At 61.3% G+C, this 19,267-nt stretch carries 21 protein-coding genes; all 21 read right to left on the bottom strand.

The features are described 5' to 3' along the window. Positions 1 to 22 precede the first annotated feature (22 nt). Positions 23 to 418, bottom strand: a complete 396-nt coding sequence (locus J4E63_RS05590; RefSeq protein ID WP_060738629.1) for a DUF2802 domain-containing protein — start codon at positions 416 to 418, stop codon at positions 23 to 25. Continuing rightward, positions 419 to 904 carry a chemotaxis protein CheW gene (locus tag J4E63_RS05585; RefSeq protein WP_003199144.1) on the bottom strand — a complete coding sequence of 162 codons (486 nt, stop codon included), beginning with the start codon at positions 902 to 904 and terminating at the stop codon, positions 419 to 421. A gap of 72 nt (positions 905 to 976) precedes the next feature. Further along, positions 977 to 1,852, bottom strand: a complete 876-nt coding sequence (locus J4E63_RS05580; protein WP_207281326.1) for a CheW domain-containing protein — start codon at positions 1,850 to 1,852, stop codon at positions 977 to 979. 96 nt (positions 1,853 to 1,948) lie between these two features. After that, the gene (locus tag J4E63_RS05575) at positions 1,949 to 2,740 is read right to left on the bottom strand and encodes a ParA family protein (RefSeq protein WP_060738631.1); all 792 of its coding nucleotides are present in this window, start codon (positions 2,738 to 2,740) and stop codon (positions 1,949 to 1,951) included. A gap of 49 nt (positions 2,741 to 2,789) precedes the next feature. Beyond that, complete coding sequence (motD, locus tag J4E63_RS05570) at positions 2,790 to 3,674, bottom strand: flagellar motor protein MotD (protein WP_060738632.1); 885 nt, start codon at positions 3,672 to 3,674, stop codon at positions 2,790 to 2,792. Between the two features lie 15 nt (positions 3,675 to 3,689). Further along, complete coding sequence (locus J4E63_RS05565) at positions 3,690 to 4,430, bottom strand: flagellar motor protein (RefSeq protein WP_003199135.1); 741 nt, start codon at positions 4,428 to 4,430, stop codon at positions 3,690 to 3,692. After that, positions 4,430 to 5,563: a chemotaxis response regulator protein-glutamate methylesterase gene (locus J4E63_RS05560; protein ID WP_092204556.1), complete on the bottom strand. Its 1,134-nt coding sequence runs from the start codon at positions 5,561 to 5,563 to the stop codon at positions 4,430 to 4,432. The genes J4E63_RS05565 and J4E63_RS05560 overlap by 1 nt, the downstream gene beginning before the upstream one ends. Before the next feature lie 48 nt (positions 5,564 to 5,611). After that, entirely contained in the window at positions 5,612 to 7,864 is a 2,253-nt protein-coding gene (locus J4E63_RS05555; RefSeq protein WP_207281325.1) for a chemotaxis protein CheA, read from the bottom strand. Positions 7,865 to 7,894: 30 nt separating this feature from the next. Next, positions 7,895 to 8,680 carry a protein phosphatase CheZ gene (locus J4E63_RS05550; RefSeq protein ID WP_060738635.1) on the bottom strand — a complete coding sequence of 262 codons (786 nt, stop codon included), beginning with the start codon at positions 8,678 to 8,680 and terminating at the stop codon, positions 7,895 to 7,897. Between the two features lie 18 nt (positions 8,681 to 8,698). After that, positions 8,699 to 9,070: a chemotaxis response regulator CheY gene (locus J4E63_RS05545; protein ID WP_003199125.1), complete on the bottom strand. Its 372-nt coding sequence runs from the start codon at positions 9,068 to 9,070 to the stop codon at positions 8,699 to 8,701. 166 nt (positions 9,071 to 9,236) lie between these two features. Continuing rightward, positions 9,237 to 9,980 carry an RNA polymerase sigma factor FliA gene (fliA, locus tag J4E63_RS05540; protein WP_014337177.1) on the bottom strand — a complete coding sequence of 248 codons (744 nt, stop codon included), beginning with the start codon at positions 9,978 to 9,980 and terminating at the stop codon, positions 9,237 to 9,239. Continuing rightward, on the bottom strand, positions 9,977 to 10,807 hold the full coding sequence (gene fleN / locus J4E63_RS05535; RefSeq protein WP_003184001.1) for a flagellar synthesis regulator FleN: 831 nt from the start codon (positions 10,805 to 10,807) through the stop codon (positions 9,977 to 9,979). Before fleN ends, fliA begins: the two co-directional genes overlap by 4 nt. A gap of 115 nt (positions 10,808 to 10,922) precedes the next feature. Then, positions 10,923 to 12,272, bottom strand: a complete 1,350-nt coding sequence (gene flhF, locus J4E63_RS05530) for a flagellar biosynthesis protein FlhF (protein WP_060738636.1) — start codon at positions 12,270 to 12,272, stop codon at positions 10,923 to 10,925. Between the two features lie 11 nt (positions 12,273 to 12,283). Further along, positions 12,284 to 14,413: a flagellar biosynthesis protein FlhA gene (flhA, locus tag J4E63_RS05525; RefSeq protein WP_027912735.1), complete on the bottom strand. Its 2,130-nt coding sequence runs from the start codon at positions 14,411 to 14,413 to the stop codon at positions 12,284 to 12,286. 134 nt (positions 14,414 to 14,547) lie between these two features. Next, on the bottom strand, positions 14,548 to 15,231 hold the full coding sequence (locus J4E63_RS05520) for a hypothetical protein (protein WP_207281324.1): 684 nt from the start codon (positions 15,229 to 15,231) through the stop codon (positions 14,548 to 14,550). Positions 15,232 to 15,358: 127 nt separating this feature from the next. Continuing rightward, positions 15,359 to 16,495, bottom strand: coding sequence for a flagellar biosynthesis protein FlhB (gene flhB, locus J4E63_RS05515; protein ID WP_207281323.1), 1,137 nt, complete (start codon positions 16,493 to 16,495; stop codon positions 15,359 to 15,361). 3 nt (positions 16,496 to 16,498) lie between these two features. Beyond that, a complete protein-coding gene (gene fliR, locus J4E63_RS05510) occupies positions 16,499 to 17,281 on the bottom strand; it encodes a flagellar biosynthetic protein FliR (protein WP_192259465.1) in 783 nt (260 codons plus the stop codon). Positions 17,282 to 17,285: 4 nt separating this feature from the next. After that, positions 17,286 to 17,555, bottom strand: a complete 270-nt coding sequence (gene fliQ / locus J4E63_RS05505) for a flagellar biosynthesis protein FliQ (RefSeq protein ID WP_038858957.1) — start codon at positions 17,553 to 17,555, stop codon at positions 17,286 to 17,288. A gap of 23 nt (positions 17,556 to 17,578) precedes the next feature. Further along, entirely contained in the window at positions 17,579 to 18,328 is a 750-nt protein-coding gene (fliP, locus tag J4E63_RS05500) for a flagellar type III secretion system pore protein FliP (RefSeq protein WP_060738641.1), read from the bottom strand. Further along, positions 18,328 to 18,765: a flagellar biosynthetic protein FliO gene (fliO, locus tag J4E63_RS05495; RefSeq protein WP_310650694.1), complete on the bottom strand. Its 438-nt coding sequence runs from the start codon at positions 18,763 to 18,765 to the stop codon at positions 18,328 to 18,330. Before fliO ends, fliP begins: the two co-directional genes overlap by 1 nt. Beyond that, the gene (fliN, locus tag J4E63_RS05490; RefSeq protein WP_192259463.1) at positions 18,766 to 19,224 is read right to left on the bottom strand and encodes a flagellar motor switch protein FliN; all 459 of its coding nucleotides are present in this window, start codon (positions 19,222 to 19,224) and stop codon (positions 18,766 to 18,768) included. It lies immediately after the preceding gene. Between the last annotated feature and the right edge of the window lie 43 nt (positions 19,225 to 19,267).

Below are 19,267 nucleotides of genomic sequence, written 5' to 3'. Positions count from 1 at the left end.
ATGGGGTCTGTGAAGAAAACGATCAGCCGCCTCGGTGCAGCTTGCTCATCAGCTCCGCCTCGGCTTGGGTCAGGCCGCAGGCTTGGGTCAGTTCGTCGACGCTGGCACCCATGCCCACCAGGCGGGCGGCCTGGGCGAAGGACAGGCTGGAGGGGTCACGCTGTTCCAACTGGGCGAGCTTGTCCGGCAACGGCGCAACCACGGCACGCAGCTCATGGAGCGCTTCGCCCATGCGCACGGTGCCGTTCTGATAATCGTCGACGCGCTTGGCCAGGTCCTTGATGCGCTGGTCGCGCAGCGCATCGCCCTGGGCCTGCTGAGCGGCAATCTGCCGCTGGCCACGTATGTATGCCAAGAACATCGCCAGCGTACCTGCCCAGAAAAGGAACAGGACAATGACTGCTACCTCAAGAATCAATCAGATACTCTCCAGTTCCGACCACTCTTCTTCGCTCATCATCTTGTCCAGTTCAACCAGAATCAGCAACTCGTTATTCTTGTTGCACACGCCTTGAATGAACTTGGCGGACTCTTCGTTACCCACGTTCGGGGCCGTCTCGATTTCCGACTGGCGCAAGTAAACCACTTCGGCGACGCTGTCGACCATGATGCCAACCACTTGCTTGTCGGCCTCGATGATGACGATCCGGGTGTTGTCGCTGATCTCGGCGTTCATCAGGCCGAAGCGCTGACGGGTATCGATCACGGTGACCACGTTGCCACGCAGGTTGATGATGCCCAGCACATAGCTGGGTGCACCCGGTACCGGGGCGATCTCGGTATAGCGCAGCACTTCCTGAACGCGCATCACGTTGATGCCGTAGGTTTCGTTATCGAGCTTGAAGGTCACCCATTGCAGAATCGGATCTTCAGAACCCTTTTGAGACGACGCCTTATCATTCATACCTTGACCCCTCGAAAAACCGCCTGTGGCGGCGTGTATTCTGTCCGGCGACGCTGTGCGTCACCGGTTGTCTTATTTCGGTTTCTGGACCGGCTTCTTGCTGCCGCCCAGGTGTTTTGCCCCGCCGCTGGCGATCAACTCCGCCAACTCGGCAACGTCCAGCAAGGCGCACATGTGCTCGATCACCGTACCGGCCAGCCATGGCCGTTGCCCTCGATGGCTGCGCCACTTGATCTCGTTCGGATCCAGGCGCAGCGAACGGCTGACCTGGTGCACCGCCAATCCCCACTCGTAACCTTGCACCGAAATCACGTATTGCAGGCCCTGGCGAAAATCATCGCGATAACGGTCCGGCATCACCCAGCGTGCCGTATCCAGTACCTTCAGGTTGCCCGCCTGGCTCGGCAGGATCCCGAGGAACCATTCCGGCTGGCCGAACAACGGCGTCAGCTCCTGCCCGGCCAGGGAGTAAATCGATCCCAGGCAGACCAGCGGCACCGCCAGGGTCAACCCGGCCACATCGAACAACAAACACTCGAATGGCTCGGCCGCCCAGGCCGGACGGTCGTCGCCCGGCACCGGTGGCGGTGGGTTGCTCGGCGGCAAGTGGACCTCCACCACCGGCGTCACCAGCCCCTGCAGCAACGGGGCAACGGTCGAGACCGGTGCCAGGATCGGAGCAGGTGCCTCCATTACCGCCAGCTGTGGCTTGATGAACGGTGCTTCGACCGCCGCGGCCACCACTGATTTCTGTGCGTCACGGGCCTGCTCTTCGAGCACGGCCGCTTGAAATTCATCCAGCACACCCTCGGCTTCGACGTGTTCGGGCAACGCCTCGATCACGCTTGACGGCGGTGGCAGTTCTTCGGTCGCTTCCTGCAACAGCCCATCCAGATAGGACTGCAGGGCCATTTGCGGACGCGAGGTTGTCTTTACTGGGCGGCTCATAGGAACAGTGCGCCACTTGAAGAGGTTATCGGCATGAATGCGGCAGGACTTGAGCGTTCGCAAGCGAACACACTGCCAGTGGAAAGCCTCGTCACCTTAAGCCACCTGCTGCGGAACAAGCTGTTGGGCCAGCAGATGCTTGAGCAGCGCTCGGTAAGCCAGCACGCCACGGCTCTTGCCATCGAATTGCGAAGGGGTCACACCGGCGCGGCTGGCATCCCGCAGGCGGGTGTCGACGGGGATATAGCCCTGCCAGATGTCATCCGGGTACTTGTCCCGCAACACCCGCAGGGTTCCCAGGGACGCCTGGGTACGACGGTCGAACAGCGTCGGCACGATGTTGAAGGCCAGCGTCTGTTTGCGCGAGCGGTTGACCATCGCCAGTGTATTGACCATGCGTTCCAGCCCCTTGACGGCCAAATGTTCGGTCTGCACGGGGATCACCAATTGCTGACTGGCGGCCAGGGCATTGACCATCAGCAACCCCAGCAACGGCGGGCTGTCGATGATCGCGTAATCGAAATCCTGCCACAGCTGCGCCAGACTCTTGGCGATCACCAGGCCCAGGCCGCTCTGCCCAGGCGATTGTCGCTCCAGGGTGGCCAGGGCGGTGCTCGACGGCAACAGGGAAATCCGCTCGTCGCTGGTGGACAACAACAATTGCCCCGGCAAGCCCTCGGGCACGACGCCTTTGTGCAGGAACAGGTCGAAGTTGCTGTGCTCCAGGCTGTCGGGATCGTAACCGAAATAGCTGGTCATCGAGCCATGGGGGTCCAGATCGACGATGACCACGCGCTTGCCCGCCTCGGCCAGCAACCCGGCTAAAGCGATGGAAGATGTGGTCTTGCCCACACCACCTTTTTGATTGGCGACTGCCCAGACTCTCATTCGGATCGTTCCTCCCGGCCGAAACAGGCTCGACCGAGAAATAGCTCGGTTATAAAGCGGGTGACGGAGAATTGACGGCACTCTGTCTTCCCGGCGACTTGACCGGAGCCGGTGCAGTTTGTGTGCCAGCCCGCTTCAATGCCGCATCCGGGGTTGCATTGGCCGTACCGGTACCGGTCAGGCTACGACGAACATCGAGGTTACGCGACACCACCAGCACCACCCGCCGGTTGCGCGCACGCCCCTCGGCCGTGGCGTTGTTGGCCACCGGCTGGAACTCACCGTAGCCCACCGAGGCCAGGCGACCGGGGTTCACGCCCTGCATCGCCAGCATGCGCACGATGCTCGCCGAACGGGCCGAGGACAGTTCCCAGTTGGTCGGGTATTGCGCGGTACGGATCGGCTGGTCGTCCGTGAAGCCTTCGACATGGATCGGATTGTCGAAGGGCTTGAGGATCGCCGCGACCTTATCGATGATGTTGAACGCCATGTCGCTGGGCATGGCATCGCCGCTGCCGAACAACAGGCTGGAATTGAGTTCGATCTCGACCCACAGCTCGTTGCCACGCACGGTCATCTGGTTGGAGCTGATCAGGTCACCGAACGCCGCGCTGATATCGTCGGCGATGCTTTTCAACGGATCGCTGCTGCCGGCGATACCGGCATCGACCTGCTCGCTGTCCTTGACCAAGGGTTTGGCCGGGGTGGTGGTCTTGGGCCGCTCCTCGCCGATGGGGATGGGCTTGAGGGCTCGGTCGGAATCGGTGAAGACCCCGATCAACGCCTCGGAAATGACTTTGTACTTGCCTTCGTTGACCGATGAAATCGAATACATGACCACGAAAAAAGCGAACAGCAGCGTGATGAAGTCGGCGTAGGAAACCAGCCAGCGTTCATGGTTGACGTGTTCTTCACGATGCCTGCGACGTGCCATTTTCCATGTCTCCCATCAGTCCATGAAGCCCTGGAGCTTCAACTCAATGGAGCGCGGGTTTTCACCTTCGGCGATCGACAGGATCCCTTCCAGCAGCATTTCGCGATAGCGCGACTGGCGCAACGCGATGGACTTGAGTTTGGCCGCGATCGGCAACAACACCAGGTTGGCACTGGCCACGCCGTAGATCGTGGCGACGAACGCCACGGCGATACCACTGCCCAGCTGCGATGGATCAGCCAGGTTGCCCATTACGTGGATAAGGCCCATCACCGCACCGATGATGCCGATGGTCGGCGCGTAGCCGCCCATGCTTTCGAATACTTTGGCCGCTTCGATGTCGCGGCTTTCCTGGGTGTAGAAATCCACTTCCAGGATGCTGCGGATGGCTTCCGGCTCGGCGCCGTCCACCAGCAATTGCAGGCCTTTGCGTGAGTAGCTGTCGGGTTCGGCGTCGGCCACCCCTTCCAGGCCCAGCAAGCCTTCCTTGCGAGCGGTCAGGCTCCAGTTCACCACGCGGTCGATGCCACCGGCCAGGTCGACACGGGGCGGGAACAGAATCCAGATCAGCACCTGCATGGCCCGCTTGAAAGCGCTCATGGGCGACTGCAACAGCGCCGCGCCAATGGTGCCCCCCAGCACGATCAACGCCGCCGGGCCGTTGGCCAACGCGCCCAGATGACCGCCTTCCAGATAATTGCCGCCAATGATGGCGACGAACGCCATGATGATGCCAATCAGGCTGAGCACATCCATTACAGGCAGGCCTCGACCAGGTGTCTACCGATGTCGTCCAACCCGTACACCGCGTCGGCAAGATCGGCTTTGACGATAGCCATCGGCATGCCGTAGATCACGCAACTGGCTTCGTCCTGGGCCCAGATCGCACTGCCGCCCTGCTTGAGCAACCGTGCGCCTTCGCGACCGTCGGCACCCATGCCGGTGAGCACCACCGCCAGAACTTTGTCACCGTAGGACTTGGCCGCGGAACCGAAGGTAATGTCCACGCAAGGCTTGTAGTTCAGGCGCTCATCGCCCGGCAGGATTTTCACCGCACCACGGCCGTCGATCATCATCTGTTTGCCACCCGGCGCCAGCAATGCCAGGCCCGGACGCAGGATGTCACCATCCTCGGCTTCCTTGACGTTGATGTTGCACAGCTTGTCCAGACGCTCGGCAAACGCCTTGGTGAACGCCGCCGGCATGTGCTGGATCAGCACGATGGGCGCCGGGAAGTTGGCCGGCAACTGGGTCAGGACCCGTTGCAACGCCACCGGGCCGCCCGTGGACGTACCGATCGCCACAAGTTTGTAGGCTTTGCGCTTGGGTGCCGGCGACGTTGCACTGGCAGGTGCCGAACGCGTCGGCGCAGGTGCCGGGGCGCTGCGTACCGGGGCCGGATTGAAGCTGCTCGATGCCGTCGGCGCTGGCGCAGGGCTTGGCGCCGCAACCGGGGCTGGCGCCGGTGTGCTGTAGGCACCGACACGCCGATTGCTGCGGGAAATGCTGTGGACCTTTTCGCACAGCAACTGCCGGACCTTGTCGGGGTTGCGCGAAATATCTTCGAAATTCTTCGGCAGGAAATCCACCGCCCCGGCGTCCAGCGCATCGAGGGTTACCCGGGCGCCTTCGTGAGTCAGGGACGAGAACATCAAGACCGGGGTCGGGCAGCGCTGCATGATATGCCGCACGGCCGTGATGCCGTCCATCATCGGCATCTCGTAGTCCATGGTAATCACGTCCGGCTTGAGTGCCAGGGCCTGATCGATCGCCTCTTTGCCATTAGTCGCGGTACCGACGACCTGAATACTCGTGTCCGCCGAAAGGATTTCCGAGACACGGCGACGGAAAAAACCCGAATCGTCCACCACCAGGACTTTAACTACCATAAACACTCCGTTAGACGAGGCGCGGCCCTGGGCCGCTCCCCTCCAGAATCAAATACGCCGGGCGGCGTAACGCTTGAGCATGCTTGGCACATCGAGAATCAACGCGATGCGGCCGTCGCCGGTGATGGTGGCGCCGGACATGCCCGGGGTGCCCTGGAGCATCTTGCCCAACGGCTTGATGACCACTTCTTCCTGGCCCACCAACTGGTCGACGACGAAGCCGATCCGCTGGGTGCCCACCGAAAGGATCACCACGTGACCCTCGCCCTGCTCCACATGAGCCGCGGAGCTGACCAGCCAGCGCTTGAGGTAGAACAGCGGCAATGCCTTGTCCCGTACGATCACCACTTCCTGGCCGTCCACCACGTTGGTGCGCGACAGGTCGAGGTGGAAGATCTCGTTGACGTTGACCAGCGGGAAGGCGAAGGCCTGGTTGCCCAGCATCACCATCAGGGTCGGCATGATCGCCAAGGTCAACGGGACCTTGATGACGATCTTCGAACCCTGGCCCTTGGTCGAGTAGATGTTGATCGAACCGTTGAGCTGGGAAATCTTGGTTTTCACCACGTCCATGCCCACGCCACGGCCCGACACGTCGGAAATCTCGGTCTTGGTCGAGAAACCCGGGGCGAAGATCAGGTTGTAGCACTCGGTGTCGCTCAGGCGGTCGGCGGCATCCTTGTCCATTACACCGCGTTTCACCGCGATGGAACGCAGCACGTTCGGGTCCATGCCTTTGCCGTCGTCGGAGATCGACAGCAGGATGTGGTCGCCTTCCTGCTCGGCGGCCAGGATCACCTTGCCGCTGCGGACCTTGCCCGAGGCTTCGCGTTCTTCCGGCGACTCGATGCCGTGGTCGACCGCGTTGCGCACCAAGTGGACCAGCGGGTCGGCCAGGGCCTCGACAAGGTTCTTGTCGAGGTCGGTCTCTTCACCCACCAGTTCCAGGTTGATTTCTTTCTTGAGCTGGCGAGCCAGGTCGCGAACCAGGCGCGGGAAGCGCCCGAAGACTTTCTTGATCGGCTGCATCCGGGTCTTCATGACCGCGGTCTGCAAATCGGCCGTGACCACGTCGAGGTTCGACACGGCCTTGGACATGGCTTCGTCCTGGCTGTTGAGGCCCAGGCGCACCAGACGGTTACGCACCAGCACCAGTTCGCCGACCATGTTCATGATCTCGTCCAGGCGTGCGGTGTCGACCCGAACGGTGGTCTCGGCTTCGCTGGCCGGTTTTTCCGCTGGCGCAGCCGCCGGAGCCCGGGCTGGCGCCGCGGCGGCGGCAGCGGCAGGCTTGGCGGGCTCGGCCTTGGGTTCCGGTGCCTTGGCAGCGGGTTTGGGCGCAGCCTTGGCCGCCGGTGCCGCCGCGGTGGCGGCAGGCGCGGCAGACGCCGTACCGACTTCGCTGAACTTGCCCTTGCCATGCAGCTCATCGAGCAGCGATTCGAATTCGTGGTCGCTGATCAGATCGCTGCCAGCGGCAGCGGCGGCAGGCTTGGCCGGGGTCGGCGCCGAAGCGATGGCCGAATCCAGCGCGTCAACGGCAAAGGTGCCCTTGCCATGCAACTGGTCGAGCAACGCTTCGAATTCGTCGTCGGTGATGTCGGAGCTGTCGCCCGCCGCTTTCGGTGCGGCCGGGGCCGTCGGCGGGACGACCGCATCCGGCGCGAACTGGCCTTTGCCGTGAAGCTGGTCGAGCAGCGACTCGAACTCGGCATCGGTGATTTCATCGCTGCCAGCCCCGGTGGCTTGCGCAGCAGGTGCGACCTGAACGGCCGGCGCCTCGGCCTGGGCCTTGACGGTATTCAGGGAGTCCAGCAGCTGTTCGAATTCGTTATCGGTGATGTCGCCCGATTCTTCGGCGACCGGTTCTTCAACCACCGCTTCGACAACCGGCGCCGCTTCGTCAGCCGATTGCGGCTCGGCCAGGCGTGCCAGCGCGGCGAGCAACTCAGGGGTGGCAGGGGTGATCGGCGAGCGCTCGCGCACTTCGCTGAACATGCTGTTGACCGCATCCAGCGCTTCGAGCACCACGTCCATCAATTCCGAGTCAACGCGACGCTCACCCTTGCGCAGGATGTCGAACACGTTCTCGGCAATGTGACAGCACTCCACCAGCTCGTTGAGCTGGAGGAAGCCGGCGCCTCCTTTTACAGTGTGGAAACCGCGAAAAATTGCATTGAGCAAGTCTGCATCATCGGGTCGACTTTCCAGCTCGACCAGTTGCTCAGACAGTTGCTCTAGAATCTCGCCGGCCTCAACCAGGAAATCCTGAAGGATCTCTTCATCGGCGCCGAAGCTCATTAATGGCTGCTCCTAAAACAGGGCTAAAACTCAGAATCCAAGGCTGGACAGCAAATCGTCCACATCGTCCTGACCGGACATAACGTCTTCTCTTTTATCGGCATGAATTTGCGGACCTTCACCCTGAGAGAGATGTTTTTGTGGATCTTTTTCAGCAAGCATCGCTTCACGGTCGTGTTCGATGCCTGCAAAGCGGTCGACCTGGCTAGCCATCAACACCAGTTTGAGCAGGTTGCTTTCCACTTCGGTGACCAACTGGGTCACACGCTTGATCACCTGGCCGGTCAGGTCTTGATAGTCCTGGGCCAGCAGAATGTCGTTGAGGTTGCTTGCCACGGCGCGGTTCTCGGTGCTGCTGCGCGTCAGGAAACCGTCGACCCGGCGGGCCAGCTCCCGAAACTCTTCAGCACCGACTTCACGACGCATGAACCGGCCCCAGTCGGTGCTCAAGGCCTGGGCCTCTTCGCTCAGGCCATTGACCAGCGGCGTTGCGCTTTCCACCAGATCCATGGTGCGGTTGGCCGCGGCTTCGGTCAGTTTGACCACATACCCCAGGCGCTCGGTGGCGTCGGTGATCTGCGAGACTTCCTCGGCCTGCGGCATGTGCGGGTCGATCTGGAAATTGACAATCGCGCTGTGCAGTTCACGCGTGAGCTTGCCCACTTCCTGATACAGACCGCGGTCACGGGTCTGGTTGAGCTCATGGATCATTTGAACCGCATCGCCAAAGCGACCTTTTTCAAGGCTGTCGACCAGTTCGCGGGCATGTTTTTTCAGGGTCGATTCGAAATCGCCCATTGAAGATTCGTTGTCCATAGCTCCCCCGTGGCGCCGTTAACCGATGCGTTCGAAGATTTTTTCGATCTTCTCTTTCAACGCCTGGGCCGTGAAGGGTTTGACCACATAGCCGTTTACACCGGCCTGGGCCGCTTCGATGATCTGCTCGCGCTTGGCTTCGGCAGTGACCATCAACACCGGGAGATGCTTGAGTTTTTCGTCGGCACGCACCTGGCGCAGCAGGTCGATACCGGTCATGCCTGGCATGTTCCAGTCGGTGACCAGAAAATCGAAGTTGCCACTGTGCAACATCGGGAGCGCAGTGGTCCCGTCATCTGCTTCGGCCGTGTTGGTGAACCCAAGGTCACGCAACAGGTTTTTAATGATCCGCCGCATCGTTGAGAAGTCATCAACGATGAGGATTTTCATGTTCTTGTCCAATTCGACCTCCAAGCAGTCTTAAACGCGCCCAGCACCTGGACGCGCCATTTCAATCAATCCGGCACAACACTCGACAACGGTCTGGAGCACAACGGATGGAGACTGGCGCAGCACCTGCCAGGCCAGCCTCGTCGCAGTGTCCCCACACTGCCTGTCAACGCGCTCGCCACTCCCCCAAACGCCCCCGCAAACGGGCCGCGCACTGGCTGTGTAACTGGCTGACCCGCGATTCGCTGACCCCCAGGACCTCACCGATTTCCTTGAGGTTCAGCTCTTCGTCGTAGTACAGCGCCAAGACCAGCCGCTCACGCTCCGGCAAATTGGCAATCGCATCCGCCAGCGCACTCTGGAAACGTTCATCTTCCAGGTCACGCGACGGCTCCATGTGAGCACTCGCGTTATCCTCGTGCAGCCCTTCGTGTTCGCCGTCCTGCAACAGGTCGTCGAAACTGAACAGGCGGCTGCCCAAGGTATCGTTCAAAATCCCGTAATAATCGTCGAGACTCAACTGGAGTTCGGCCGCAACTTCGTGATCTTTAGCGTCACGCCCGGTTTTAGCTTCAATTGCCCGAATCGCGTCACTGACCATGCGGGTATTGCGGTGCACCGAACGCGGCGCCCAATCGCCCTTGCGGACCTCATCGAGCATCGCCCCGCGAATGCGGATACCGGCATAGGTCTCGAAACTGGCACCTTTGCTGGCGTCGTATTTGTTCGACACTTCAAGCAGGCCGATCATGCCGGCCTGGATCAAGTCCTCGACCTGGACACTGGCCGGCAACCGCGCCAGCAAGTGGTAGGCAATACGCTTGACCAGTGGCGCATAACGCTCGATCAATTCGTATTGGGCGTCCCGTGCCGATTTTTTGTAGAGATGGTTGTAACCGCTGGCTGTCATAGCACGGGCCCTGCTGTTTGTTGCACAAGACGCTCGACGAAAAATTCCAGATGCCCGCGGGGGTTGGCCGGCAGTGGCCAGGTATCGACCTTCTGGGCGATCGCCTTGAACGCCAGCGCGCATTTGGAACGTGGAAAAGCTTCATAAACGGCGCGTTGCTTCTGGACGGCCTTGCGTACGCTTTCGTCGTACGGCACGGCGCCGACGTATTGTAGGGCGACGTCCAGGAAGCGATCGGTGACCTTGGTCAACTTGGCGAACAGGTTGCGCCCTTCCTGCGGGCTCTGGGCCATATTGGCCAGGACGCGGAAGCGGTTCATGCCATAGTCGCGGTTCAGCAGTTTGATCAGGGCGTAGGCATCGGTGATGGACGTCGGTTCGTCGCAGACCACCAGCAGCACTTCCTGGGCGGCGCGGACGAAACTGACGACCGAGTCGCCGATGCCGGCCGCGGTGTCGATCACCAGCACATCGAGGTTGTCGCCGATGTCGCTGAAGGCCTGGATCAGGCCCGCGTGCTGGGCCGGGGTCAGGTGAACCATGCTCTGGGTGCCGGAGGCAGCCGGCACGATGCGAATCCCGCCAGGTCCCTGCAACAGCACGTCGCGCAGTTCGCAACGGCCCTCGATCACGTCCGCCAGGGTGCGTTTGGGGGTGAGCCCCAGCAGCACGTCGACGTTCGCCAGGCCCAGGTCGGCGTCCAGCAGCATGACCCGTCGGCCAAGCTCTGCCAGAGCCAGGGACAAGTTCACTGACACGTTAGTCTTCCCGACGCCACCTTTGCCGCCGGTCACCGCGATCACCTGTACGGGATGCATGCTGCCCATGTTCGTTCTTTACCTTGTCTTCTTAGACGGAGGCCACATTACTGGCTGCGCGTTCGCATAAGGAACAATGCATGGCAGACCATCGATGTAGGTACAAAAAATATTCATGATTACCTCAGCCGACCTGCTTGGTCGGGCTGTGGTAGATGTCAGCGAACATGTCAGCCATGGCTTCTTCGCTGGGTTCTTCCTGCATTTGCACACTCACGGCACGGCTGACCAGTTGATGACGGCGCGGCAGATGCAAATCATCCGGGATCCGCGGCCCATCGGTCAGGTAGGCCACCGGCAGTTCATGACCGATCGCCAGGCTCAACACCTCGCCCAGGCTTGCCGTTTCGTCCAGCTTAGTCAGGATGCAGCCAGCCAGTCCGCAGCGTTTGTAGCTGTGGTATGCGGCGGTTAGAACCTGTTTCTGGCTGGTGGTTGCCAACACGAGATAATTTTTTGACTTGATACCGCGTCCGGCCAGGCTTTCGAGCTGCATGCGCAGGGCCGGATCGCTGGCTTGCAGGCCGGCGGTATCGATCAGCACGACGCGTTTGCGCAGCAGCGGCTCCAGCGCCTGGGCCAGGGATTGGCCCGGATCCACATGGGTCACCGACACATTGAGGATCCGGCCCAGGGTCTTGAGTTGTTCCTGGGCACCGATGCGGAAACTGTCCATGCTCACCAGGGCGATGCTCTGGGCGCCGTACTTGAGTACATAGCGGGCGGCGAGCTTGGCCAGGGTGGTGGTCTTGCCCATGCCGGCAGGACCGACCATGGCAATCACCCCGCCCTCCTCCAGCGGCTCGACTTCCGGCGTGGCGATCATCCGCGCCAGGTGCGCCAGCAACATGCGCCAGGCCTGGCGAGGCTCTTCGATACCATTGATCAGCGCCAGCAGGTCCCGGGACAACGGGCCGGACAAGCCGATGCGTTGCAGGCGACGCCACAGGTTGGCCTGGGCCGGACGGCTGCCTTGCAATTGGTTCCAGGCCAGGGAGCCGAGTTGGACTTCCATCAGCTCGCGCAGGCTGTTGAGCTCGAAGCGCATCGAGTCCAGGGCGCGCGGGTCGAGCCCGCGGGCAGGTGCGGCGGGTGCCGGCTCCGGACGACGCGGTTCGGCCTGGGCCTGCTCGATCAGCGGCTCGGCAGCGGTCAACGGCAGGCCGGCGGTCAGCGGCTGACCGGCGAACAATTGACGATTGGTGCCCGCGGCACCCTCGCCTTCGCTGCTGCGCAGGCTCAGTTCGGCCTGGGCGCTGGCGATGCGCGACTGGGTCTTGCGCAGCTCGTCTTCGAGCTCCATGTTCGGAACCCGCGGGGCCAGCGCAGACAGCTTGTAATCCAGGGCCGCCGTCAGCTCGACACCGCCGGCGATACGACGGTTGCCAATGATGGCTGCTTCAGCGCCCAGCTCGTCACGAACCAGTTTCATGGCCTGACGCATGTCGGCGGCGAAAAAACGCTTCACTTGCATAAACCACTACCTCAGCCGTTGGGCCCTACTGTCGCAACGATGGTCACTTGCTTGTTGTCCGGTATTTCCTGGTACGCCAGCACATGCAGCCCCGGGACCGCGAGGCGACCGAATCGCGAGAGCATCGCGCGAATCGGACCGGCCACCAGCAGGATCACCGGTTGGCCTTGCATCTCCTGCCGCTGAGCTGCTTCGATCAGCGAACGCTGCAGCTTCTCGGCCATGCTTGGCTCCAACAGAACACCCTCTTCCGAGCCTTGTCCTGCCTTCTGCAGACTATTGAGCAATATCTGTTCCAACCTTGGCTCCAAGGTGATCACAGGCAGCTCAGACTCAGTGCCTACAATGCTTTGGACGATTGCGCGGGACACGCCGACCCGAACCGCAGCCACCAAGGCGGCGGTATCTTGACTCTTGGAGGCGTTGTTGGCGATGGCCTCGGCGATACTGCGTATGTCGCGCACAGGCACTTGTTCGGCCAGCAGCGCCTGCAGCACCTTGAGCAACTGCGACAACGAAACCACGCCCGGCACCAGTTCTTCAGCCAGCTTCGGCGAGCCTTTGGCCAGTACTTGCAGGAGTTGCTGGACTTCTTCGTGGCCGATCAGCTCGCTGGAGTGCTTGTACAGGATCTGGTTCAAGTGGGTCGCCACCACGGTACTGGCGTCCACCACGGTATAACCGAGGGACTGGGCCTGGGCCCGCTGGCTGATTTCGATCCACACCGCTTCCAGGCCAAAAGCCGGATCCTTGGCGGTGATGCCGTTGAGGCTGCCATAGACCTGGCCAGGGTTGATCGCCAATTCGCGGTCGGGGTAGATCTCGGCTTCGGCCAGGATCACCCCCATCAAGGTCAGGCGATAGGCGCTCGGCGCCAGGTCGAGGTTGTCGCGAATATGTACGGTGGGCATCAGGAAGCCCAGGTCCTGGGAGAGCTTCTTGCGCACCCCCTTGATCCGCGCCAGCAACTGACCACCCTGGTTACGGTCGACCAAGGGAATCAGGCGATAGCCGACTTCCAGGCCGATCATGTCGATCGGGGTCACGTCATCCCAGCCCAGTTCCTTGGTTTCCATGGCGCGGGCCGGCGACGGCAGCAACTCCTGCTGGCGCTTGACCTCTTGCAGGGCCTGGACCTTCTGTACGTTCTGCTTCTTCCAGAACAGGTAGGCGCCACCGGCCGCCATGGCCGCCATGCTCAGGAAGGAAATATGTGGCATTCCCGGCACCAGGCCCATCACTGCCATCAGGCCCGCGGCAACGGCCAGGGCCTTGGGCGAGGCGAACATCTGCCGACCGATCTGCTTGCCCATGTCTTCGGAGCCCGAAGCACGGGTCACCATGATCGCGGCCGCTGTGGATAACAACAGTGATGGCAATTGCGCCACCAAACCGTCACCAATGGTCAACAAGGCGTAAACCCTGCCGGCGTCGCCAAACGACATGTTGTGCTGGAAGATGCCGACAGCCATGCCGCCGATCAGGTTGATGAACAGAATCAGCAGGCCGGCGATGGCGTCACCGCGCACGAATTTGCTGGCACCGTCCATGGAACCGTAGAACTCGGCTTCCTGGGCCACTTCCAGGCGACGCAGCTTGGCCTGGCTCTGGTCGATCAGGCCGGCGTTGAGGTCGGCGTCGATCGCCATCTGCTTGCCGGGCATCGCATCGAGGGTGAAACGCGCGCTCACCTCGGAAATCCGCCCGGCACCCTTGGTCACCACGACGAAGTTGATGATCATCAAGATGGCGAAGACCACGATACCGACCACGTAGTTACCGCCGATCACCACCTCACCGAAGGCCTGGATCACCTTACCTGCGGCGGCGTGCCCGTCCTGGCCGTGGAGCATCACCACGCGGGTGGACGCCACGTTCAGCGCCAGGCGCAGCAGCGTGGCCACCAGCAGGATGGTCGGGAAGACGGCGAAATCCAGTGGCCGCAGGGCGTAGACGCACACCAGCAGCACGACGATCGACAGGGCGATGTTGAACGTGAAGAACACGTCCAGCAGGAACGGCGGCACCGGCAGCATCATCATGGCAAGCATGACCAGCAGCAACAGCGGCACGCCCAGATTACCCCGGCTGAGGTCTACGACATTGCTGCGCGCAGTGCTGAATAACTGTGAGCGATCCACCGATTTTCCCCGTTCCTGTGAAGCAAACTTTTGACGCCCGAAGGGGGCGCAGACGGGGTATTGCAAGAAGCCTTCCAACTTGCAGCCAACATTCGCAACAGCATGCATTCAGCCGGGTTCAACTCACCGGTTGGTCACTGCGCTGTCAGTATCTGCTGCGGTGTGATCGGACCGAAATCCAGTTTCCAGCCCCTGACGTAACGCGTCCCCCTGTACATTTGCTGACCATCGACTTCAACCCGGTCTTCGCTCGTGTACGTGAACACCACCATCGAAGACGGCGCCTTGATGTCCGCCCCAGGTTGTCCAGGAACGTTTACCTCGTGGCCTTCCATCACGTTCAGTGCCCATTGGAACCGAATGATCGGGAGATCCGCGATCGTGATGAGCCGCTTGGGGTCCTCCCATCGAAAATCCGTACGCGCGGCCAGCCTCAATTTACCATCAAGGATCTGGAAAATCGGTTTGTGATAACGCTGCTCCATGACCCCACTCGACCACCCGTCAAAATAGCTGTCAGCACCGGTGAAAATATGAAACAGCACCTCGTTGCTGGTGATTTTTCCTGCCTGATCAGCGAAGTAATCGTAGGAGATGTGGTAAGCCAGGCCTTCCAATTCCGGCCGAATGGCATTGATCTCATTCTCCAGATAACTGGGCACGTACTTGTTTGCCGCGGCCTTGAAGCGCGCGAAATCGAGTGCCAGGTCAAACGTGAACGCACAAGCGATAGCCCGTTCGCCGAAATTGGCTTCGACCACCCCCGTCACAAACTCCAGCGCCATGCCTCCAAGATTCTTGTATTCGCGCATTGTCATGTCATACCCCTGGGTTGAGTGAGCATCCAGAAGCATTACATGGCTAGAGAAAACAGCTGTCTACTGTCAGGACTGACAGGTACAGGGCACACCAAGCGCCCGTCGCAGGCCGGGACGGAGGCCTGACTCAGGAATCGCGGCGCAAATCCGGCGGGATCGGCAGGTCCTTGAGCGGTTCGGGGCGCTTGCCCTTGCCCGCGCGGTGCTGGCGGATCTGGTAGACATAGGCCAATACCTGGGCCACGGCCAGGTACAGGCCTCCAGGAATTTCCTGGTCGAGTTCGGTGGAGTAGTAAATCGATCGCGCCAGCGCCGGGGACTCGAGCAGCATCACTTCATTAGCCACGGCGATCTCACGGATCTTCAGCGCCAGGAAGTCGCTGCCCTTGGCCAGCAACACGGGAGCGTTGCCTTTTTCGGGGTCGTACTTGAGGGCGACGGCGTAGTGAGTCGGGTTGGTGATGACCACATCGGCGTCGGGGATGGCCGCCATCATCCGCCGCTGGGAGACCTCGCGCTGCAATTGACGGATACGCTGCTTGACCTCCGGCTTGCCCTCCGCGTCCTTGTGCTCGTCGCGCACTTCCTGCTTGGTCATCATCAGCTTCTGCTTGCTCTGATACAGCTGGATCGGCACGTCGATGGCCGCGATCAGGATCAGGCCGCAAGCCATCCACAACGTACTCCAGCCCACCAACTGCACGCTGTGGATAATCGCCTGCTCCAGTGGCTCGTGGGCAATGCGCAGCAGATCGTCGATGTCGGCCTGCAACACCGTCAGCGCGACGAACAGGACCAGCAGGAATTTCCCAAACGCCTTGAGCAACTCCATCAGCGCCGTGGTGGAAAACATGCGTTTGAGACCGGCGGCCGGGTTCATCCGGCTGAACTTGGGGGCCAGGCTACCGGCGGCGAACAACCAGCCGCCCAAGGAAATCGGCCCGATCACGGCGGCCAACAGCAAGCAGATCAGAACCGGCTGCACCGCCAGGATCGCGATCTTGCCCGAGTGCAGCAGATGCTGGGACATAGCCCCCGGAGACAGCAGCACCTCGCGGGGCAGGGAGAAATTCAGGCGCATGATTTCCAGCAAGTCCAAGGCCAACCCGCCGCCATAAATCAGCAACCCACCCGCCCCGGCCAGCATGATCGCCAGCGTGTTGAGTTCCTTGGAACGGGCGGTCTCGCCCTTTTCCCGAGACTCGCGCAGGCGCTTTTCCGTGGGGTCTTCTGTCTTGTCCTGACCACTCTCGCTCTCGGCCATGGTTCAGCGTGCCTGTGCCATGTCGCGTAAAAGCTGCAAGGCCTGGGTGGCCAGCGGCTGATACTGATTGAGGATATCCCCCAGGCTGACCCAGAAAATCACCATGCCCAGCACGAGGGTGAGCGGGAAGCCAATGGAGAAAATATTCAATTGCGGCGCCGCGCGGGTCATCACGCCAAACGCGATGTTGACCACCAGCAACGCGGTGATCGCCGGCAATACCAGCACCATCGCTGCACCCAGGACCCAGCCGAGCTTGCCGGCGATTTCCCAGAAGTGATTGACCAGGAACGCACTGCCCACCGGCATGGTGGTAAAGCTCTCGGTCAACACCTCGAACACCACCAAATGCCCATTCATGGCGAGGAACAACAGGGTCACCAGCATCGTCAGGAACTGACCGATCACCGCCGTCGTCACGCCATTGGTGGGGTCGACCATGGACGCGAAAGCCATGCCCATCTGGATCGAGATGATTTGCCCGGCCACCACGAATGCCTGGAAGAACAGCTGCAACGAGAACCCCATCAAGGCACCGATGAGAATTTGCTCGGCCACCAGCATCAGCGCGCTGAGGTCCAGGGCATTGACCGGCGGCATCGGTGGTAGCCCGGGCGCGATGACCACCGTGATCGCCAGGGCGAAATACAAGCGCACGCGCCGGGGCACCAGGGTCGTGCCGAAGACCGGCATGCTCATCAGCACCGCGGTGACGCGAAACAGTGGCAGGACGAACGATGCCACCCAAGAACTGATCTGGGTGTCCGTCAGCTCGAGCATCGACATGGGGTCAGCCGATCAACTGCGGAATACTGCCGTACAGCTGCAGGATGTATTCCATGAAGGTTTGTACCATCCAGGGACCGGCGACGATCAACGTCACCAGCATCACCAGCAGGCGCGGCAGGAAGCTCAAGGTCTGTTCGTTGATCTGGGTCGCGGCCTGGAACATCGCCACCAGCAACCCCACCAGGAGGCTGGGGATCACCAGGATGGCAACCATCATGGTCGTCAGCCAGAGCGCTTCACGGAACAGGTCTACCGCTACTTCAGGCGTCATATCGTCCTACCCGCACAAAAGGCCTAAACACCGCCGAAACTGCCCGCCAGCGTACCGATGATCAACGCCCAGCCGTCCACCAGCACAAACAGCATGATCTTGAACGGCAGGGAAATGATCAGCGGCGACAGCATCATCATACCCATGGCCATCAGCACGCTGGCGACCACCAGGTCGATGATCAGGAACGGGATGAAAATCATGAAACCGATCTGGAACGCGGTTTTCAGCTCGGACGTCACGAACGCCGGCACCAGGATGGTCAGCGGCGCCTGGTCGGCACTGGGGATGTCGGTGCGCTTGGACAAGCGCATGAACAGCTCCAGGTCACTGCTGCGGGTCTGGGCCAGCATGAAATCCTTGATCGGCACCTGGGCCTTGGCCACGGCATCCTGAGCAGTGATTTTTTCTGCCAGGTAGGGTTGCAGCGCATCCTGGTTCACCCGATCGAACACGGGCGCCATGATGAACATGGTCAGGAACAGCGCCATGCCGGTGAGGATCTGGTTCGAGGGGGTCTGTTGCAGGCCCAGGGCCTGGCGCAGGATCGAAAAGACAATGATGATCCGGGTGAAACTGGTCATCAGCATGACGAACGCCGGAATGAAACTCAGCGCTGTCATGATCAGCAGGATCTGCAGGCTGACCGAGTATTCCTGGGCCCCTTCGGCGTTGGTCCCCAGGGTGATCGCCGGGATCGACAGCGGGTCGGCGGCGAACGCCAACGGTGCGGCCAGCATCAGGGCCAATGCCAACAGAATGCGCAACGGCATTACTTTTTATCCTTCTGGTCTTTCCCCAGCAGCTCCATGAGGCGCTGGGCAAATTCGGGGCTGGCCGGCTCGCTGGAGGGTACCTGCACCGGCTCCTTGAGGACGTGCAAGGCGGTGATGGTGCCCGGGCTCAGGCCCAGCAGAATCTGCTCGTTGCCGACCTGCACCAGCACCAGCCGGTCGCGCGGCCCGAGCGCGCGCGAACCGACGATGTCGATGACCTGGCCCTTGCCGGTCGGTCCCGCCTGTTGCACGCGGCGCAACAACCAGGCGAGAAAGAAGATCAAGCCCAGCACCAACAGCAAGCCGAGCACCAGTTGCGCCAGTTGCCCGGCGACCCCACTGCCTGCCGCCGGCGCAACAGCCGCCGTGGCAACCGGTTCGGCCGCCAGCACGCTCAATGGCAGCATCGACGCTGCGGCGAAGAAACCTTTCACTCAGCGCAGCTTCTTGATGCGTTCGCTCGGGCTGATCACGTCCGTCAGGCGAATGCCGAACTTCTCATTGACCACCACCACTTCGCCATGGGCGATCAAGGTGCCGTTGACCAGCACGTCGAGCGGCTCGCCGGCCAGGCGGTCCAACTCGATCACCGAACCCTGGTTGAGCTGCAGCAGGTTGCGGATGTTGATATCGGTACTGCCCACTTCCATGGAGATCGACACCGGGATGTCGAGGATCACATCCAGGTTCGGTCCATCCAGCGTGACCGGCTCGTTGCTCCTGGGCACGCTGCCAAACTCTTCCATCGGCAGGCGGTTGGACCCCTGATTACCGCTATCGGCGGCCAGCAAGGCATCGATATCAGCCTGCCCGGCGTCGCCGGTTTCTTCCAGGGCCGCAGCCCATTCGTCGGCCAGCGCCTGGTCATCCTGGGTATTCATATCGTCAGCCATCATTTGTCCTCGGCGGGCAAAAATCAGTAAAAAACGTAAAATC

This window comes from Pseudomonas sp. FW300-N2F2 (assembly GCF_017351655.1).
Lineage (GTDB): Bacteria > Pseudomonadota > Gammaproteobacteria > Pseudomonadales > Pseudomonadaceae > Aquipseudomonas > Aquipseudomonas fluorescens_AA.
The sequence above is the reverse complement of the archived record's forward strand: the minus strand, read 5'-3'. Positions and strand labels throughout refer to the sequence as shown.

Coding starts and splice junctions, on each gene's coding strand:
- J4E63_RS05585 (WP_003199144.1), bottom strand. CDS start 904: ATGAATGATAAGGCGTCGTCTCAAAAGGGTTCTGAAGATCCGATTCTG.
- J4E63_RS05580 (WP_207281326.1), bottom strand. CDS start 1,852: ATGAGCCGCCCAGTAAAGACAACCTCGCGTCCGCAAATGGCCCTGCAG.
- J4E63_RS05575 (WP_060738631.1), bottom strand. CDS start 2,740: ATGAGAGTCTGGGCAGTCGCCAATCAAAAAGGTGGTGTGGGCAAGACC.
- motD (WP_060738632.1), bottom strand. CDS start 3,674: ATGGCACGTCGCAGGCATCGTGAAGAACACGTCAACCATGAACGCTGG.
- J4E63_RS05565 (WP_003199135.1), bottom strand. CDS start 4,430: ATGGATGTGCTCAGCCTGATTGGCATCATCATGGCGTTCGTCGCCATC.
- J4E63_RS05560 (WP_092204556.1), bottom strand. CDS start 5,563: ATGGTAGTTAAAGTCCTGGTGGTGGACGATTCGGGTTTTTTCCGTCGC.
- J4E63_RS05555 (WP_207281325.1), bottom strand. CDS start 7,864: ATGAGCTTCGGCGCCGATGAAGAGATCCTTCAGGATTTCCTGGTTGAG.
- J4E63_RS05550 (WP_060738635.1), bottom strand. CDS start 8,680: ATGGACAACGAATCTTCAATGGGCGATTTCGAATCGACCCTGAAAAAA.
- J4E63_RS05545 (WP_003199125.1), bottom strand. CDS start 9,070: ATGAAAATCCTCATCGTTGATGACTTCTCAACGATGCGGCGGATCATT.
- fliA (WP_014337177.1), bottom strand. CDS start 9,980: ATGACAGCCAGCGGTTACAACCATCTCTACAAAAAATCGGCACGGGAC.
- fleN (WP_003184001.1), bottom strand. CDS start 10,807: ATGGGCAGCATGCATCCCGTACAGGTGATCGCGGTGACCGGCGGCAAA.
- flhF (WP_060738636.1), bottom strand. CDS start 12,272: ATGCAAGTGAAGCGTTTTTTCGCCGCCGACATGCGTCAGGCCATGAAA.
- J4E63_RS05520 (WP_207281324.1), bottom strand. CDS start 15,231: ATGACAATGCGCGAATACAAGAATCTTGGAGGCATGGCGCTGGAGTTT.
- flhB (WP_207281323.1), bottom strand. CDS start 16,495: ATGGCCGAGAGCGAGAGTGGTCAGGACAAGACAGAAGACCCCACGGAA.
- fliR (WP_192259465.1), bottom strand. CDS start 17,281: ATGTCGATGCTCGAGCTGACGGACACCCAGATCAGTTCTTGGGTGGCA.
- fliQ (WP_038858957.1), bottom strand. CDS start 17,555: ATGACGCCTGAAGTAGCGGTAGACCTGTTCCGTGAAGCGCTCTGGCTG.
- fliP (WP_060738641.1), bottom strand. CDS start 18,328: ATGCCGTTGCGCATTCTGTTGGCATTGGCCCTGATGCTGGCCGCACCG.
- fliN (WP_192259463.1), bottom strand. CDS start 19,224: ATGGCTGACGATATGAATACCCAGGATGACCAGGCGCTGGCCGACGAA.